At 63.6% G+C, this 16,299-nt stretch carries 14 protein-coding genes; 13 read left to right on the top strand and 1 reads right to left on the bottom strand.

The features are described 5' to 3' along the window. Positions 1–126 precede the first annotated feature (126 nt). From nudB to FQ755_RS25045, 7 genes are all read left to right on the top strand, one after another. Positions 127–603 (top strand): dihydroneopterin triphosphate diphosphatase, encoded by a 477-nt coding sequence (gene nudB, locus FQ755_RS25075; protein WP_144157706.1) that lies wholly within the window; start codon positions 127–129, stop codon positions 601–603. Beyond that, positions 600–1,856 (top strand): cardiolipin synthase ClsB, encoded by a 1,257-nt coding sequence (gene clsB, locus FQ755_RS25070; RefSeq protein ID WP_144157705.1) that lies wholly within the window; start codon positions 600–602, stop codon positions 1,854–1,856. Before nudB ends, clsB begins: the two co-directional genes overlap by 4 nt. A gap of 285 nt (positions 1,857–2,141) precedes the next feature. Then, complete coding sequence (locus FQ755_RS25065; protein WP_144157704.1) at positions 2,142–2,741, top strand: TetR/AcrR family transcriptional regulator; 600 nt, start codon at positions 2,142–2,144, stop codon at positions 2,739–2,741. Positions 2,742–2,780: 39 nt separating this feature from the next. Further along, positions 2,781–4,568: an acyl-CoA dehydrogenase C-terminal domain-containing protein gene (locus FQ755_RS25060; RefSeq protein WP_144157703.1), complete on the top strand. Its 1,788-nt coding sequence runs from the start codon at positions 2,781–2,783 to the stop codon at positions 4,566–4,568. A 150-nt stretch (positions 4,569–4,718) separates the two neighbouring features. Beyond that, on the top strand, positions 4,719–7,154 hold the full coding sequence (locus tag FQ755_RS25055; protein WP_144157702.1) for a 3-hydroxyacyl-CoA dehydrogenase/enoyl-CoA hydratase family protein: 2,436 nt from the start codon (positions 4,719–4,721) through the stop codon (positions 7,152–7,154). A 29-nt stretch (positions 7,155–7,183) separates the two neighbouring features. After that, positions 7,184–8,383, top strand: coding sequence for an acetyl-CoA C-acyltransferase (locus tag FQ755_RS25050; protein ID WP_144157701.1), 1,200 nt, complete (start codon positions 7,184–7,186; stop codon positions 8,381–8,383). Between the two features lie 103 nt (positions 8,384–8,486). Further along, a complete protein-coding gene (locus FQ755_RS25045) occupies positions 8,487–9,257 on the top strand; it encodes an enoyl-CoA hydratase (protein WP_144157700.1) in 771 nt (256 codons plus the stop codon). A gap of 46 nt (positions 9,258–9,303) precedes the next feature. Here the strand turns inward: FQ755_RS25045 and fdhD are convergent, their stop codons facing one another. Beyond that, positions 9,304–10,131, bottom strand: a complete 828-nt coding sequence (gene fdhD / locus FQ755_RS25040) for a formate dehydrogenase accessory sulfurtransferase FdhD (protein WP_144157699.1) — start codon at positions 10,129–10,131, stop codon at positions 9,304–9,306. 263 nt (positions 10,132–10,394) lie between these two features. Between fdhD and FQ755_RS25035 the strand changes: the two genes are divergently transcribed. The 6 genes from FQ755_RS25035 to FQ755_RS25010 all read left to right on the top strand — a co-directional run bounded on the left by FQ755_RS25035 (position 10,395) and on the right by FQ755_RS25010 (position 16,279). Further along, on the top strand, positions 10,395–10,871 hold the full coding sequence (locus tag FQ755_RS25035; protein ID WP_144157698.1) for a nitrate reductase associated protein: 477 nt from the start codon (positions 10,395–10,397) through the stop codon (positions 10,869–10,871). A gap of 214 nt (positions 10,872–11,085) precedes the next feature. Further along, positions 11,086–14,196: an EAL domain-containing protein gene (locus FQ755_RS25030; RefSeq protein ID WP_144157697.1), complete on the top strand. Its 3,111-nt coding sequence runs from the start codon at positions 11,086–11,088 to the stop codon at positions 14,194–14,196. A 55-nt stretch (positions 14,197–14,251) separates the two neighbouring features. Further along, a complete protein-coding gene (locus FQ755_RS25025) occupies positions 14,252–14,779 on the top strand; it encodes a GNAT family N-acetyltransferase (RefSeq protein ID WP_144157696.1) in 528 nt (175 codons plus the stop codon). 34 nt (positions 14,780–14,813) lie between these two features. After that, positions 14,814–15,062 carry a hypothetical protein gene (locus tag FQ755_RS25020; protein WP_144157695.1) on the top strand — a complete coding sequence of 83 codons (249 nt, stop codon included), beginning with the start codon at positions 14,814–14,816 and terminating at the stop codon, positions 15,060–15,062. A 90-nt stretch (positions 15,063–15,152) separates the two neighbouring features. Continuing rightward, positions 15,153–15,707: a GNAT family N-acetyltransferase gene (locus FQ755_RS25015; protein ID WP_144157694.1), complete on the top strand. Its 555-nt coding sequence runs from the start codon at positions 15,153–15,155 to the stop codon at positions 15,705–15,707. After that, positions 15,704–16,279 (top strand): GNAT family N-acetyltransferase, encoded by a 576-nt coding sequence (locus FQ755_RS25010; RefSeq protein WP_144157693.1) that lies wholly within the window; start codon positions 15,704–15,706, stop codon positions 16,277–16,279. The genes FQ755_RS25015 and FQ755_RS25010 overlap by 4 nt, the downstream gene beginning before the upstream one ends. Positions 16,280–16,299: the final 20 nt, after the last annotated feature.

The following is a 16,299-nucleotide window of genomic DNA, read 5'->3' as shown; positions in this document are numbered from 1 at the left end:
GAAAAAGGCGCGTCATGCGCCTTTTTCGTTTTTTGCGTTACAGTCGATGCAACCGGTGAAACAACCGTTCACATAAAACCGCCGACCGACATGTACCGCGCGCCTCGCGCGCCTGGTCTTACCGCCATGCCGAAACCGCCGAAGATTCCCGAATCCGTTCTGGTTGTGATCCATACGCCGGGGCTCGACGTGCTGTTGATCGAGCGCGCCGACCGCGCGGGCTTCTGGCAATCGGTGACCGGCTCGAAAGATACCCCTGACGAGCCGCTCGCCGAGACTGCGGTGCGCGAAGTGGCGGAAGAGACCGGTATCGTGATCGGCAGCGCGGCCGTGCCGCGCGAGGCGCTGTTCGACTGGCTGTATCAGATCGAATACGAGATCTACCCGGTCTGGCGGCACCGTTACGCCGAGGGCGTTACGCACAATACCGAACACTGGTTCAGCCTCGAAGTGCCGCAGCGCTGCGAGGTGACGCTCGCGCCGCTCGAACATACGGCGCATCTGTGGCTGCCTTACGAAGAAGCGGCCGAGCGCTGCTTTTCGGCGTCGAACGCCGACGCGATCCTGCAATTGCCGCGACGCCTGCAGGGGCGGTTCCGATGACGGGCGGCGGCACGCGGCATTTCGCGCGGCTTCGGCAGACCCTGTTCGGTCGTCGCTATTGGTCGAAATACCGCTTCACCGCCGGTAACGAAGTCCGACTGTTGCGCTCCGGTGAGGCGTTTTTTACCTCGCTGATCGAGCGGGTCGACGCGGCCGAAAAGGAAGTCGTTCTCGAAACCTACATTTTCTGTAACGACGACGCCGGCCAGGCCGTCAGCGCCGCCTTGCTGCGCGCCGCCGACCGGGGCGTGCGCGTGCGCGTGATCACGGACGGCGTCGGCACTGCGCGTCTGGCGCTTTTTAACGACTGGCCGACGCGCGGCGTCGAGCATCTGATCTACAACCCGCACATCTTCGGCCGCTTCGGCTTTTCGCGCACGCATCGCAAGCTGGCGGTGGTCGACGACCAGCTCGCCTGGTGCGGCGGCATCAATATCGTCGACGACTATGAGAACGACGGCATGCGCCTGCCGTATCGACGCTGGGACTTTGCGGTGGAGTTGCAGGGACCGGTGGTCGCCGACGTGCGCGAGGCCTTCGAAGTGCAGTGGCATCGCATCCGCTTTGGGCATCGGCCGGTGGAAACGCTGCAACCCGATTTCGCGCTGAAGGACGATACGAGCCCCGGCGCGCCGGCGCGCGGCCGCAACCGCAGCGCCGATCTCCGTGGCGCGGGCGAACCGGCGGTGGCTTTCGTCGCGCGCGACAACCTGATCAACCGCCGCGCCATCGAAAAGGCCTATCTCACGGCGATCGGCCAGGCGCGCACGGAGGTGCTGCTCGCCAATCCGTACTTCATGCCGGGCCGCAAGCTGCGCCGTGCGCTGACGTTCGCCGCGCGGCGCGGTGTCGACGTCAAGCTGATCATTGGCCGCAAGGAGTTCGCGGCACTCGATTACGCCGTGCCGTTCCTGTACCGCTCGTTGCTGAAGGCCGGCGTGAAGGTCGCCGAGTACGAAAAGACCATGCTGCACGGCAAGGTGGCGGTGGTCGATGCGAACTGGGGGACGGTCGGCTCGTCGAATCTCGACGCGCTGAGCCTGATGCTCAACAACGAGGCCAACGTCGTGCTGGTCCACGACCCGCAGATCGACGCCCTGCGCGTGGCCATCCTCAAGGCCTTCGACGAGTCGCGCCGGATCGATCTCGCCCATTACGAGGCGCGTCCGGCCGGCGAGCGTCTGTTGAACTGGTTGGCGTACAACACCTACCGCGTCGTGATGAAACTCCTGACGGTGGGCGGCTACGACTAGCCGCACGACCACCGCCCGCAGGCATTAACCGGCCTGCCGCCCGTGTCTTCCGCGCCTGCCGGCACCGCCACAATGCCGCTCAACGCCGCAAGTCAATTCCAGCCGGTAGATGAGACAAGGCAAACGCCTCTAAAAAATCTCCCTCGTCCGATTGACGTATGACGCAAAATTGATGCTCGGTTAGAAACCGGTTTCTAATAAAGTCCTTGTTTCGCGGACGGCAGGACTCAATAATAGTACGGCCGTTCGATTTTCTTTCGGTCACACAAGAACGGTAAAACAGCTATGCGAAAAGGCGAACAAACGCGAGCCGCGATTCTCGAAGCAGCACTCGATCTGGCAAGCCGCGACGGACTGGAAGGTCTGACAATTGGGCTGCTGGCCGAGCGCATGCAGATGAGCAAGAGCGGCGTGTTTGCGCACTTCGGGTCGCGCGAGGACTTGCAGGTTGAAGTGGTGCGCGAGTATCACCGTCGTTTCGAAGACGAGGTGTTTTTCCCGAGTCTGCGCGAGCCGCGCGGTCTGCCGCGTTTGCGCGCAATGATCTCCCGCTGGATCGAGAAGCGCATCCAGGAAGTCACGACCGGATGCATCTACATCAGCGGTGCGGTCGAGTACGACGACCGCGCGGACAGCCAGGTGCGCGAGCAACTGGTGTCGAGCGTGACGATCTGGCGTGCCGCGCTCACCCGGGCCATTTCGCAGGCAATGGAAGAGGGGCATCTGCGTGCGGACACGAGCCCGCAACTGATGCTGTTCGAACTGTATAGCTTCACGCTCGGCCTGCATCACGACGCACGTTTCCTGCATTTGCCGGACGCGGTGCCTCTCACGTGGGCCGCGCTCGAAAAATTGATTGTTTCGTATCAGAGCGAAAGCCGTTAGCAGAGCGGCCGGGCTCCTTGTCAAACTTTGGAGAGAGTCATGGGACAGTACGCCGCGCCGTTGCGCGACATGCAATTCGTGTTGCACGAGCTGCTTAATGTCGAAGGTGAGATCAAGCAGATGCCGAAGCATGCGGATCTCGACGCCGACACGATCAATGCGGTGCTGGAAGAAGCCGGCAAGTTCTGCTCCGAAGTGCTGTTTCCGCTGAATCAAAGCGGCGACCAGGAAGGCTGCACCTACGTCGGCGACGGCGTCGTGACTACGCCGAAGGGCTTCAAGGAAGCCTATAAGCAGTACGTCGAAGCCGGCTGGCCGGCACTCGGCTGCGATCCGGAATATGGCGGCCAAGGGCTGCCGGCCTTCGTCAACAACGCGTTGTACGAAATGCTCAACTCGGCGAACCAGGCGTGGACGATGTATCCGGGCCTGTCGCACGGCGCCTATGAGTGCCTGCACGCGCACGGCACGCCGGAACTGCAGCAGATGTATCTGCCCAAGCTCGTCTCCGGCACGTGGACCGGCACGATGTGTCTGACCGAGCCGCACTGCGGCACGGACCTCGGCATCCTGCGCACCAAGGCCGAACCGAACAGCGACGGCTCTTATTCGATCAGCGGCACGAAAATTTTCATCTCCAGCGGCGAACACGACCTCGCGGAGAATATCGTCCACCTGGTGCTCGCGCGTCTGCCAGATGCGCCGAAGGGCACCAAGGGCATCTCGCTTTTCATCGTGCCGAAGTTCGTGCCGAACCAGGCCGGCGAACCGGGCGAGCGCAACGGCGTCAAATGCGGCTCCATCGAGCACAAGATGGGCATTCACGGCAACGCCACCTGCGTGATCAATCTGGACAACGCGCGCGGCTGGCTGGTTGGCGAACCGAACAAGGGCTTGAACGCCATGTTCGTGATGATGAATGCTGCCCGTCTGGGTGTCGGCATGCAGAGCTTGGGCCTGACCGAAGTCGCTTATCAGAACTCGCTCACCTACGCCAAAGAGCGTCTGCAGATGCGTTCGCTGACCGGCCCGAAGGCGCCGGAAAAGGCGGCTGATCCGATCATCGTCCACCCGGACGTGCGTCGCATGCTGCTCACGCAGAAGGCTTACGCCGAAGGCGCGCGCGCCTTCTCGTACTGGTCGGCGCTGCATATCGACAAGGAACTGTCGCACGGCGACGAAGCCGTGCGCAAGGAAGCCGCCGACCTGGTCGCGCTGCTTACGCCGATCCTGAAAGCGTTCCTTTCGGACAATGCATTCGAAGGCACCAATCACGCCATGCAGATTTACGGCGGCCACGGTTTTATCGCCGAGTGGGGCATGGAGCAGTACGTGCGCGATGCGCGCATCAACATGATCTACGAAGGCACCAACGCGATTCAGGCGCTCGACCTGCTGGGCCGCAAGATTCTCGGCGACATGGGCGCGAAGATGAAGAAGTTCGGCAAGCTGGTGACGGAGTTCGTCGAAGCCGAAGGCATCAAGCCGGAAATGCAGGAGTTCGTGAACCCGCTCGCCGACATCGGCGAGAAGGTGCAGAAGCTCACCATGGAAATCGGCATGAAGGCGATGCAGAACCCGGACGAAGTCGGCGCCGCTGCCGTGCCGTATCTGCGCACCGTCGGTCATCTGGTGTTCTCGTACTTCTGGGCCCGCATGGCACGTATCGCACTGGACAAGGAAGCCTCCGGCGATCCGTTCTACAAGGCCAAGCTCGCCACCGCGCGCTTCTATTTCGCCAAGCTGCTGCCGGAAACGGCCATGACGATTCGCCAGGCGCGCGCCGGTTCGAAGTCGCTGATGGAAGTCGAAGAGTCGCTGTTCTAAGGGCTCGGTCTAAAGCCGAATAACCGGCCCAGCGCCACGCCTGAAGCACAGGCGTGGCGGCTCCAGTCACCACACTCGCCTCGCATTTGCGAAACCCGCGCCGACGCGCGACCAATACGCGACACCCGCATAACTCCCCGGAGGAACGACGTGAGCAATCTGATCATTCGCAAGGTAGCCGTACTCGGCGCCGGCGTGATGGGCGCGCAGATCGCCGCGCACCTGATCAACGCCAAGGTGCCCGTGCTGCTGTTCGACCTTCCCGCCAAGGAAGGCCCGAAGAACGCGATTGCCCTGAAGGCGATCGAGAATCTGAAGAAGCTGTCGCCCGCGCCGTTCGGCGTGAAGGAAGACGCGCAATACATCCAGCCCGCCAATTACGACGACGACATCGGGAAGCTCGCCGAGTGCGACCTCGTGATCGAAGCGATTGCCGAACGGATGGACTGGAAGCACGACCTGTACAAGAAAGTCTCGCCGCATATCGCGCCGAACGCGATTTTCGCCAGCAACACGTCGGGTCTGTCGATCACCGAACTGTCGCAAGGTTTTTCGGACGAACTGAAGGCGCGCTTTTGCGGCGTGCACTTCTTCAATCCGCCGCGCTACATGCACCTGGTCGAGCTGATTCCGACTGCGGCGACGCGTCCGGAAATCCTCGATCAGCTGGAGACATTCCTCACCAGCGTGGTCGGCAAGGGCGTCGTGCGGGCGAAAGATACGCCGAACTTCATCGCGAACCGCGTGGGTATTTTCTCGATCCTCGCCGTCATCACCGAGGCCGCGAAGTTCGGTCTGCGTTTCGATGAAGTGGACGATCTGACCGGCTCGCGTCTGGGCCGCGCCAAGTCCGCGACATTCCGCACCGCCGACGTGGTCGGTCTCGACACCATGGCGCACGTCATCAAGACGATGCAGGACACGCTGAAGGACGATCCGTTCTTCCCGGTCTACGAAACGCCCGCCGTGCTCGCCGAACTGGTGAAAAAGGGCGCGCTCGGCCAGAAGAGCGGCGGCGGTTTCTACAAGAAGGAAGGCAAGGCGATCAAGGTGCTCGACCCGAAGACGGGCGAGTACGTCGACGGCGGCGCCAAAGCCGACGAACTGGTGGGCCGCATCCTCAAACGTCCGGCGGCGGAGCGTCTGAAGCTGCTGCGCGAATCGGAGCATCCGCAGGCGCAGTTCCTCTGGGCGATCTTCCGCGACGTGTATCACTACATCGGCGTGCATCTGGAATCGATCGCGGACAACGCGCGCGATGTGGATCTGGCGATCCGCTGGGGCTTCGGCTGGAATGAAGGTCCGTTCGAAGGCTGGCAGACGGCGGGCTGGAAGCAGGTCGCCGAATGGGTCCAGGAAGATATCGCGGCGGGCAAGGCGCTGTCGAACGCGCCGTTGCCTTCGTGGGTGCTGGAAGGGCCGGTTGCCGAGAAGGGCGGCGTGCATACGAATGAAGGTTCGTGGTCGCCGGCTTCGAAGACGTTCGTACCGCGTTCATCCTTGAGCGTCTACGACAAACAGGTGTTCCGCGCGCCGCTGGTGGGCGAGACGGGCGCCGATCCGAAGACCTACGGCAAGACGCTGTTCGAAACCGACGCGGTTCGCGCATGGGTCGACGATCGCGCCGGCGAGAACGACGTCCTGATCGTCTCGTTCAAGAGCAAGATGAACACGATCGGACCGTCGGTGATCGACGGCCTGACACAAGCCATCGAACTGGCCGAGAAGGAGTACAAGGGCCTGGTGGTGTGGCAGCCCACGTCGCTTAAGCTCGGCACACCGGGCGGTCCGTTCTCGGCGGGCGCCAACCTCGAAGAAGCGATGCCCGCGTTCATGATGGGCGGCGCGAAGGGGATTGAGCCATTCGTGCAGAAATTCCAGCAGGGCATGCTGCGCGTCAAATACGCGAATGTTCCGGTCATTGCTGCCGTGTCGGGCATCGCGCTTGGCGGCGGCTGCGAGCTGGCGCTGCATAGCGCTAAGCGTGTCGCGCACATCGAGAGCTACCTGGGTCTCGTGGAAGTGGGCGTGGGTTTGGTGCCCGCAGGCGGCGGTCTGAAGGAAGCGGCCTTGCGCGCGGCGGAAGCGGCGACACAAGTGGGCGCGACTAACGACTTGCTGAAATTCGTGCAAAAGTCGTTCGAAAACGCCGCGATGGCGAAGGTCTCGGCCTCCGCGCTCGACGCCCGCGCGATGGGCTATCTGAAGCCGTCGGACACGATCGTCTTCAACGTATTCGAACTGCTCGACGTCGCGAAGAAGGAAGCGCGTGCGCTGGCGGCTGCCGGTTATCGTCCGCCGCTGCGCGTGACGCAGGTGCCGGTGGCGGGCCGCTCGGCGATTGCGACGATCAAGGCGTCGCTCGTCAACATGCGCGATGGCCGCTTCATCAGCGAGCACGATTATCTGATTGCCAGTCGTATCGCCGAAGCCGTGTGCGGCGGCGATGTCGAAGCGGGCAGCCTGGTGGACGAAGAATGGCTGCTGAAACTCGAGCGCCGTGCCTTCGTCGACCTGCTCGGCACGCAGAAAACGCAGGAACGGATCATGGGCATGCTGCAAACCGGCAAGCCGGTGCGTAACTAAAGCGCGACGAGCACATTGAGGAGCCTCAAATGACAAAGCAATTGCAAGACGCCTACATCGTCGCCGCCAGCCGCACGCCGATCGGCAAGGCGCCGCGCGGCATGTTCAAGAACACGCGCCCGGACGAACTGCTAGTGCACGCGATCAAGGCGGCCGTGGCGCAGGTGCCCGGTCTCGATACCAAGGTGATCGAAGACGCCATCATCGGTTGCGCGATTCCGGAAGCGGAGCAAGGTCTGAACGTGGCGCGGATGGGTGCGCTGCTGGCTGGTCTGCCGAATACGGTAGGTGGCGTGACGGTTAACCGGTTCTGCGCTTCGGGCCTGACGGCGCTGGCGATGGCCGCCGACCGCATCCGCGTCGGCGAATCGGACGCGATGATCGCCGGCGGCTGCGAATCGATGAGCATGGTGCCGATGATGGGCAACAAGCCGTCGATGTCGCCGCACATCTTCGATCGCAGCGAAGACTTCGGCATCGCCTACGGCATGGGCCTGACCGCCGAGAAGGTGGCCGAGCGCTGGAAGATCAGCCGCGAGGCGCAAGACCAGTTTTCGGTGGAATCGCATCGCCGCGCCATCGCTGCGCAGCAAGCCGGTGAGTTCAACGACGAAATCGCTGCCTACACGATCACCGAGCGTTTCCCCGATCTCGCCAGCGGCGAAGTGAAGGTGAAGACGCGCGAAGTGGCGCTCGACGAAGGTCCGCGTGCGGACACGTCGATGGAAGGCCTCGCCAAACTGCGCACCGTGTTCGCCAACAAGGGCTCGGTGACGGCCGGCAATAGCTCGCAGACCTCGGACGGCGCGGGTGCGCTGATCGTCGTTTCGGAAAAGATGCTGAAGGAATTCAACCTGACGCCGCTCGCCCGTTTCGTCAGCTTTGCCGTGCGCGGCGTGCCGCCGGAAATCATGGGCATCGGTCCGAAGGAAGCAATTCCGGCCGCGCTGAAGGCCGCCGGCCTGAAGCAGGAAGACCTCGACTGGATCGAACTGAACGAGGCCTTTGCCGCGCAGTCGCTGGCGGTGATCCAGGACCTCGGTCTCGATCCGTCGAAGATCAACCCGCTGGGCGGCGCGATCGCCTTGGGTCACCCGCTGGGTGCGACGGGCGCGATTCGTGCGTCGACGGTGGTGCACGGTCTGCGTCGCCGTAACTACAAGTACGGCATGATCACCATGTGTGTCGGTACGGGGATGGGCGCGGCAGGCATCATCGAGCGCCTGTAAGCCAGTATTCATGGTCCCGCAAAGACCGCAGAACGGTTCGCAGGCCGCGAGGCTTGCGAACCGTTTTTCCATTCAGATGAAGCGAGCAGCACCAAGCGAGGAGATGACGATGGACATTCTGGTCGAGCGCGCCAACGGCGTGCTGACGATTGCCTTCAACCGGCCCGAGAAGAAGAACGCGATTACGGCCGCCATGTATCAGACGATGGCCGACGCACTCGTCGAAGCCCAGGGCGACGCGGCCGTGCGGGCCATCCTGTTTCGCGGCAGCGTGGGGATTTTCAGCGCCGGCAACGATCTCGAAGACTTCATGAAGAGCCCGCCGATGGGCGAGAATGCGCCGGTGTTTCAGTTCCTGCGCGCCATCAGCTCGGCGGAAAAGCCCGTGGTGGCGTCGGTGGCGGGCGCGGCGGTGGGTATCGGCACCACGCTGTTGCTGCATTGCGACCTCGTCTACGCCGCCGACACCGCGACCTTCTCGCTGCCGTTCGCGCAGTTGGGACTGTGTCCGGAAGCGGCGTCGAGCCTGCTGTTGCAGCGTGTGGCCGGTTATCAGGCGGCGGCGGAAAAGCTGTTGCTAGGCGAGGCTTTCGACGCGCCTGAAGCGCAGCGTATGGGCTTCGTGAACCGTCTGCTGCCGGTTGCGGAGGTCGATGCTTTTGCGCTGGAACAGGCCACGAAACTGGCGGCGTTGCCGGCGTCGTCGTTGCGTGTCACCAAGTCATTGATGAAGCGCGCGAGCCACCATGAATTGCAAACGCAGATGACGGAGGAAGCACTGCACTTCGGCAAGATGCTGCTCGCGCCGGAAGCGCGTGAGGCATTCAAGGCGTTCTTCGAGAAACGCAAGCCGGATTTCCGGCAGTTCGATTAAGACGGACGGGGCGCGGTCGCCGAGGCGCGGCCGCACCGCTTGATCCTCAAACCGTCTCGTAATCGACGTAACCCGCTTCCCGGCAGAAACTCACCAGCCGCACGCCGGCCTGGCGCGCAATCGAAATGGCCAGCGACGACGGCGCCGAGATGGTCGCCAGCATCGGCACGTCGACGCGCGCGGCCTTGCGCACCAGTTCATAGCTCGCACGGCTCGACAGGAACACGAATCCGTCTTTGGTATCCGCGCGATCGAGCACCAGTTGCCCGATCAGCTTATCCAGCGCGTTATGCCGGCCCACGTCCTCGAAAGCGAGGCGGATCGCGCCGCTCGCATCGCACCATGCGGCCGCGTGCAGGCCGCCGGTTGCCCGGGTCAGCGCCTGGTGCTCGGGCAAAGCGCGCGCCGCGCGCGCAATCGCATCCGGCGCGAGCCGCTGCAGAAAGCCCGTATCCGGCACGCGCTCGGGCTTCAGATCCAGCAGGTCGATGCTTTCGATGCCGCAGACGCCGCAGCCGGTCCGTCCGGCGAGCGCCCGGCGCTTTTCCTTCAGCGCCACGAACGCCCGTTGCACGACCTGCAATTGCACCTCGGCGTGCGGCAATTCGCCATCGTGCAGCACGACTTCGATGTCCTGAATGTCGCTGCCGCGCTCGACGATGCCTTCCGAAATCGCGAATCCGACCGCAAACGCCTCCAGATCGCGCGGCGTGCACATCATCACCGCGTGCGAAATGCCGTTGAAGACCAGCGCCACCGGCCACTCCTGCCCGACCTGATCCGCGACGGTTTCCACCGTGTCGCCGCGATGCCGGCGCACCTGGCGCTCGACGATGCCCGTCTGGCCGGCCGTTTCCAGTTCCAGTTCGTTCACAACCTGACTCCTTTCACCATGCGATGCGAGCGCGGGCCGCTGAAGCCAGGCGGGCCGCCGCTGCGCGAATAAGGTTCTAAAATACCTCAAGGCGGCATTCCGTGTTGGCCGGCCGCAAACCGCGGCAAGGCCCGGCAAGCCCCCGCAAACCGCCGCAAGGCCCGGCAAGCGGCCCAAGCCGCCGCAGGCCGCAACGGCGCCAACGACGCGCAACAGCACGCAACAACGCGCATGCAAAGAAAAGCATCGACGAGGACATTGCCATGGGACTGAACGACGCGCCCCTCCTGTTCGGCTTCGAAGTCGAATCTTCGGAGGATTTCACCTATATCCCGATGGCGGTCCGTTTCAATCTCGACCGCTTCGGCTTGCGCGTGTCGCTCGCCCAATGGCAGATGCTGCCATACGAAGACCGTAAGCTGCTGGCGCGCTTTCCGGTGGAGGAAGACGCCGCGATCGAGCCGAATTTCGATCATGCACTGTTTGAAATGCTGCGCACCCATGCCGGCGTCGAGCCCGAGTGGTTCACGCCGGAAGAGGCCCCGGCGTGGCGCCGCACGGATGCGGTGCCGCAAGGGGTGGCGAACCAGGCGGCGCTCGCCAGTCTGCGCGAGCCGAGCGTCGATCAATGGGCGCAGCTCGATCCGTTCAGGCGCTATGTGCTCGCCAAGCTGTCGCGCAAGCCGGAAGCGAATCACGACTTCGTGCCCGCCATGAAGGAATTCGGGCTGGCCGGCTAGGTTTGGCTGGCCACGTCCAGCCGGCCGCCGTTTCTCACAAAAAATTCACAAATCGTCCCTCAAGCCGATCCTGTGGCTGCCGTTAACCAAAGGTTGGCGCGCAAAAGACCCAGAGACCGGGCGGATGCAGGAAGATGCACGTGCTACACGACGCATCGAACGCGGACGACCCCGAGCGCGCTCCCGCCCGCAGAACGAATGACGTTCGGAGCCCATGAATCCTTTTCTATCGAGGCGGCTGCTGATCAATCTGGCAGTCGTGGCCGCAGCGGTCGGCGCGAACGCGTGCGTCGCCTATACGCAGATTCGCGGCCAGCGCGACGCCGACGTGCGCACGCTGCGCGCGATCGACATCCATCGGAATCTCGATGCCTATCGTGCCGCGCTCGACGACGGCCTGGCGGCGCTGGGGCGCTTCGAAGCGAGCGGGCGGCCGGAGCCGGCCGACGCCGCGTCGGCGATGACGCACTCGCTCGCCGGTCTCGAGCACACCCTGGCCGTCGAACTCGCCGACGACCCCACGTTGGCCGCCTCGCTCGGCAAGCTGAATAGCGCAAGCCACGGCGTACAAGCCGAAATCGCGGCCACGCTGCAGCGTGCCCGGGGCAGCGCGCCGGACGAATCGCGCGCCTGGGCGGCGTCGGCTTATACCCGGTTGGGGACGCAACTGCGCGGCGTCGAAGCCGTGCTGGCCACCTTGCGCCAGCAGGAAACCGAGGCGCTGCAAATATCCCTGATGCAGTCGACCCGTCAGGCCCGGCACGCCATGCTGCTGCTGATCTTCACCATGCTGGCCGGCAGCGCGCTCCTGATCTACACATTCGGCGCCCGCGAAAGCGCGGCGCGCGAACGGCTGCGGGTGGCGAAAGCCTTGCGCCGCAACGACGAGCGCTTTCGCGGCCTGTTCGATACCCATCCGGTGCCGATGTACATCTTCGATCGGGAGACGCTGCGTTTTCTCGCCATCAACGCCGCGGCGGTGCAGCAATACGGCTATTCGGAGAGCGAGTTTCTCGCCATGACGATCCGGGCGATCCGGCCGAGCGGCGAGATCGGCCGCCTCGAATCGCATCTGTCGCGTAGCGAGGGCAGTCCGAAGCTGGGCCGCACCATGGCGGGCGTGTGGCATCACCGGCGCAAGGACGGCTCGACCATCAGCGCCGACATTTCGTATCACTATCTGACCTACCAGGGCCGGCCGGCCACCTTCGTACTGGCCGACGACGTCACCGAGCAGATCAACGCCGAAGCGGAGGCGCAGCGCTCGAACCAGATGCTCGAAACGGTGATCGACAACATTCCGCAGAGGGTCTTCTGGAAGGATCAGGACTCGCGCTATCTGGGCTGCAATATGGCGTTCGCCCGCGATGCCGGTCTGGCGTACCCCGAGCAGGTGGTGGGCAAGACCGACCACGATCTGCCGTGGCGCGCGCTTGCCGACGAGGTCCGCGCCCACGACATGGAAGTCGTCAGCACCGGTGTGCCGAAGATGAACTTCGAAGTGGACCTGATGATCGACGGCGTGCATCGCACCACCGTCACGAGCAAGCTGCCGTTTACCGATAGCGACGGCCGGGTGATCGGCGTGCTCGGCTCCTATACCGACATCACCGAGCGCAAGCGCGCCGACCTCGCGCTGCGCCTGCAAAGCCGCGCGCTCGACGCCAGCGTGAACGCGATTCTGATTACGGCGCCCACCGCGGCCGGCAATCTGATCGAATACGTGAATCCGGCGTTCAAGCGGATTACCGGCTATGAGGCCTCCGAGGTGGTCGGCCAGGATTGCCGTCTGTTGCAGCGCGACGACCGGGATCAGGAAGGCATTGCCTTGATCCGCCAGTCGCTCGCCGCCAATCGCGAAGTCAGCGCCGTGCTGCGCAATTACCGCAAGGACGGCGCGCTGTTCTGGAACCAGCTGTTTGTCGCGCCGGTGCCGAATCCGGATGGCGAGACGACGCATCACATCGGCGTCATCAATGACGTCACCGACCTGATCCGCTATCAGGAGCAGCTCGAATATCAGGCGAATTACGACAGCCTCACCCGGCTGCCGAACCGCAATCTGCTGCGTGACCGCTTGCAGCACGCGTTGATCGTGTCGCAGCGGCACAACAAGGGCGTCGCCGTCGTGTTCATGGATCTCGACGGTTTCAAGAACGTCAACGATAGCCTCGGACACAGCGTCGGCGATCGTCTGCTGAGCGTGGTCGCCGAGCGGCTCGCGCGCTGCGCGCGGGCGAGCGACACCGTGGCGCGGCATGGCGGCGACGAGTTCGTGGTGGTGATGACGGATGTGGTCGACGAGCAGTCGCTGATCGCATGGATGGAGCGGGTGCGCGCGTCGATCTCGGAGCCGGTGTGGCTCGACGGCACCGAACTGTACGTGGGCTGCAGCATGGGCGCGAGCCTGTTCCCGCAGGATGGCGAGGACGCCGAAACATTGATGAAGAAGGCCGACCTCGCGATGTACCGCGCCAAGGACATGGGCCGCAACAACTTCCAGTTTTACCAGCCGGAGATGAACGCGAGCGCGGGCGCGCGCCTCAATCTCGAACGACGTCTGCGGCGCGCCCTGCGCGACAACGAATTCCTGCTGCACTACCAGCCGCAGGTGGATATCGTGACGGGGCAGATTGTCGGCATGGAGGCGCTGGTGCGTTGGCGCGATCCGGAAGTCGGGTTGATTCCGCCGTCGTCGTTCATTCCGGTGGCGGAAGAGTGCGGCTTGATCGGGCCGCTTTCCGAATGGGTGCTGCGCGAGGCGTGCCGGCAAAACAAGGCCTGGCAGGATGAGGGCTTGCCGCCGGCGCGGGTCTCGGTGAATCTGTCCGCGCGGCAATTTCAGCAGCACGACATTGTGAAGGTCGTGACTCAGGTACTCGAGGAGAGCGGGCTCGAGCCGCAGTATCTCGAACTGGAACTCACCGAAAGCACCATCATGCGCAACGCCGAGGAAGCGGTGTTGATGCTCAATTCGCTGCACGCGCTGGGCATCGGGCTCGCCATCGACGATTTCGGCACCGGCTATTCGAGCCTGAGCTATCTGAAGCGCTTCCCGGTGGACCGTCTGAAGATCGACCGCTCGTTTGTGTCGGATATTGGCGTGTCGGGAGACGATGAGACCATTACGTCGGCGATCATCGCGCTGGCGCATTCGCTGAAACTGCAGGTGATTGCGGAGGGCGTGGAGACGTCCGCGCAACTGGACTTTCTCAAGGAACGCGCCTGCGACGAAATGCAGGGCTTCTTTTTCTCCAGGCCCATTCCGCGCGACGAAATTCCGGGCCTGTTGCAGGGAGGCGCGGCGTTGGCTGCAATGGCGTAACCGTGTAGGCTGATGCCTCTGAGGATGCACCGTTCATGCAGACAAGGAGCAACGGATGAGCGATGAGGTGAGCGTGCGGCGGGTCGGCGCGCATGAAGCCGCCAACTGCGTAGAAGCACTGGCGGATGTGCTGATCGATTGCGTCGAAGGCGGCGCGTCGGTGAGCTTCATGTTGCCGCTGGCGCGCGAGAAGGCGCTGCAGTTCTGGCGCGGGGTCGCCGAGGGCGTGGCGCGCGACGAGCGCGTGCTGTTGATTGCCGAAAGCGGCGCCGGCGATATCGTCGGCACCGTGCAGCTGATTACCGCGCAGCCTGAGAATCAGCCGCATCGGGCGGATGTGGCGAAGATGCTGGTGGCGCGGCGCGCGCGGCGTCGCGGGATTGCGCAGCAGTTGATGGCCGCCGTCGATGCGGTGGCGCGCGAGGAAGGCAAGAGCGTGCTGGTGCTCGATACCGTCACGGGCGGCGACGCCGAACGCCTGTATGAACGCGCGGGTTGGCAGCGCGCGGGCGTGGTGCCGAAATATGCGCTGATGCCGGATGGCGAGTTCTGCGCCACGACGTTTTACTACAAGCATTTGTGAGGCAAAATCAGTTCTCCGACAAGGAGACCGACCGATGAAGCATGCCGGACCCGCAGCGCTCGCCGCTCTAGCCGATCTGCTCGCCGCGATACGCGAACGCGGTGAGCTCAAGGAGTCGCGTCCGGGCGTTTTCTATCGCAAGGGCAAAGCGTTTCTGCATTTTCACGAGGACCCAGCCGGCCTGTTCGCCGACCTCCGTGTGAACGAGGAATGGGAGCGCTTTCGCGTCTCCGAAGCCGATGAGCACGCGAGCTTTCTGGCGACGCTCAAGCGCAGCACGTGACTTTGGCGGCCATGCCATGCTGACGGCCATTCGCGCGTGGGCAGCAGGTAGTTCAGGCAGCAGATAGTTCAAATACGCACTTCATTTTCTATGCGAATCGAATCTCCGCCGGACTCCGGCTATCCCGGCATCGTGCTACGGCAACTCGAACGCACGGATATTCCCGCATGGTTCGACTATCTTTCGATTCCCGAAGTGATCGAGCACACCAGCTGGAACCTGGGTTCCGCCGCCGACCTCGTACCCATGCTGGATGCCTACGAATCGGGCGCGCCAACCTCGATGCGCCGCATGGCAATCGTCGATGAAGAGCACGGCGCGCTCGTCGGCACGATCGGCTTTCACACCATCTCCGACGTCAACCGCAGCGCCGAGATCGCCTACGATCTGGCTCCCGCTTACTGGGGACGCGGCATTGCGAGCGCGGTGTGCGCGGCCGTCACCGCATGGGCGTTCACGCATGAAGGCCGTTTGCGCGTGCAGGGCGTCGTGCTTGAGACAAATCTGCGCTCCGACACGGTCCTGAGAAAATGCGGCTTCAGCTACGAAGGCCTGCTGCGCGCTTACCGCATGGTGCGCGGCACGCCGGGTAACTTCAGGATGTATGCTCGCCTGGACGAAGACGCCGGAGGCCCCGTCAATTGAACCCGCCCGACTTTCCCGCCGACGGCATCGTCACCGAGCGGCTGCGGCTCGTCACCGCGAGCCGCGCGGACGCCGAGGCGCTGCTCGCGTATCAGACCGAGAACCGTGCCCATCTGCAGCCGTGGGAGCCACTACGCACGGACGAGTTTTTTTGCTTGCCGGCTGTCGAACAACGCCTCGCCGCCATGGAACAGCAGATGAACGCCGGCTCGGCGCTCCATCTGTTGCTGCGCGGCCGGATCACCGGTGCCGTGCTGGGCGAATGCAATTTCACGAACATCGTCCGCGGCCCGTTTCAGGCCTGTTTTCTGGGGTTTTCGATCGGCAGCCGGTATGAAGGCCGTGGCCTGATGCAAGAGGCGCTCGGCGCCGCGATCGAGTTTATGTTTCGCCACTACCGGCTGCATCGGATCATGGCGAATCATCGTCCCGAGAACCTGCGCAGCGGCCAGTTGCTGACGAAGCTCGGTTTCGAGCGCGAGGGTCTCGCGCGTGCGTATCTGAAGATCAACGGCGCGTGGGCCGATCATGTGCTGACTGCGCGCATCAATCCGCATGAGTCGCATGAGTGAACGGGCGTGGCTGCGTGCTT

This window comes from Paraburkholderia sp. BCC1885, assembly GCF_900996235.1.
Classification (GTDB): Bacteria; Pseudomonadota; Gammaproteobacteria; order Burkholderiales; family Burkholderiaceae; genus Paraburkholderia.
The sequence above is the reverse complement of the archived record's forward strand: the minus strand, read 5'-3'. Positions and strand labels throughout refer to the sequence as shown.

Bases quoted from the DNA above. Each gene is read 5' to 3' on its own strand.
- nudB (WP_144157706.1), top strand. From the start codon at position 127: ATGCCGAAACCGCCGAAGATTCCCGAATCCGTTCTGGTTGTGATCCAT.
- clsB (WP_144157705.1), top strand. From the start codon at position 600: ATGACGGGCGGCGGCACGCGGCATTTCGCGCGGCTTCGGCAGACCCTG.
- FQ755_RS25065 (WP_144157704.1), top strand. From the start codon at position 2,142: ATGCGAAAAGGCGAACAAACGCGAGCCGCGATTCTCGAAGCAGCACTC.
- FQ755_RS25060 (WP_144157703.1), top strand. From the start codon at position 2,781: ATGGGACAGTACGCCGCGCCGTTGCGCGACATGCAATTCGTGTTGCAC.
- FQ755_RS25050 (WP_144157701.1), top strand. From the start codon at position 7,184: ATGACAAAGCAATTGCAAGACGCCTACATCGTCGCCGCCAGCCGCACG.
- FQ755_RS25045 (WP_144157700.1), top strand. From the start codon at position 8,487: ATGACGATGGACATTCTGGTCGAGCGCGCCAACGGCGTGCTGACGATT.
- FQ755_RS25035 (WP_144157698.1), top strand. From the start codon at position 10,395: ATGGGACTGAACGACGCGCCCCTCCTGTTCGGCTTCGAAGTCGAATCT.
- FQ755_RS25030 (WP_144157697.1), top strand. From the start codon at position 11,086: ATGAATCCTTTTCTATCGAGGCGGCTGCTGATCAATCTGGCAGTCGTG.
- FQ755_RS25025 (WP_144157696.1), top strand. From the start codon at position 14,252: ATGAGCGATGAGGTGAGCGTGCGGCGGGTCGGCGCGCATGAAGCCGCC.
- FQ755_RS25020 (WP_144157695.1), top strand. From the start codon at position 14,814: ATGAAGCATGCCGGACCCGCAGCGCTCGCCGCTCTAGCCGATCTGCTC.
- FQ755_RS25015 (WP_144157694.1), top strand. From the start codon at position 15,153: ATGCGAATCGAATCTCCGCCGGACTCCGGCTATCCCGGCATCGTGCTA.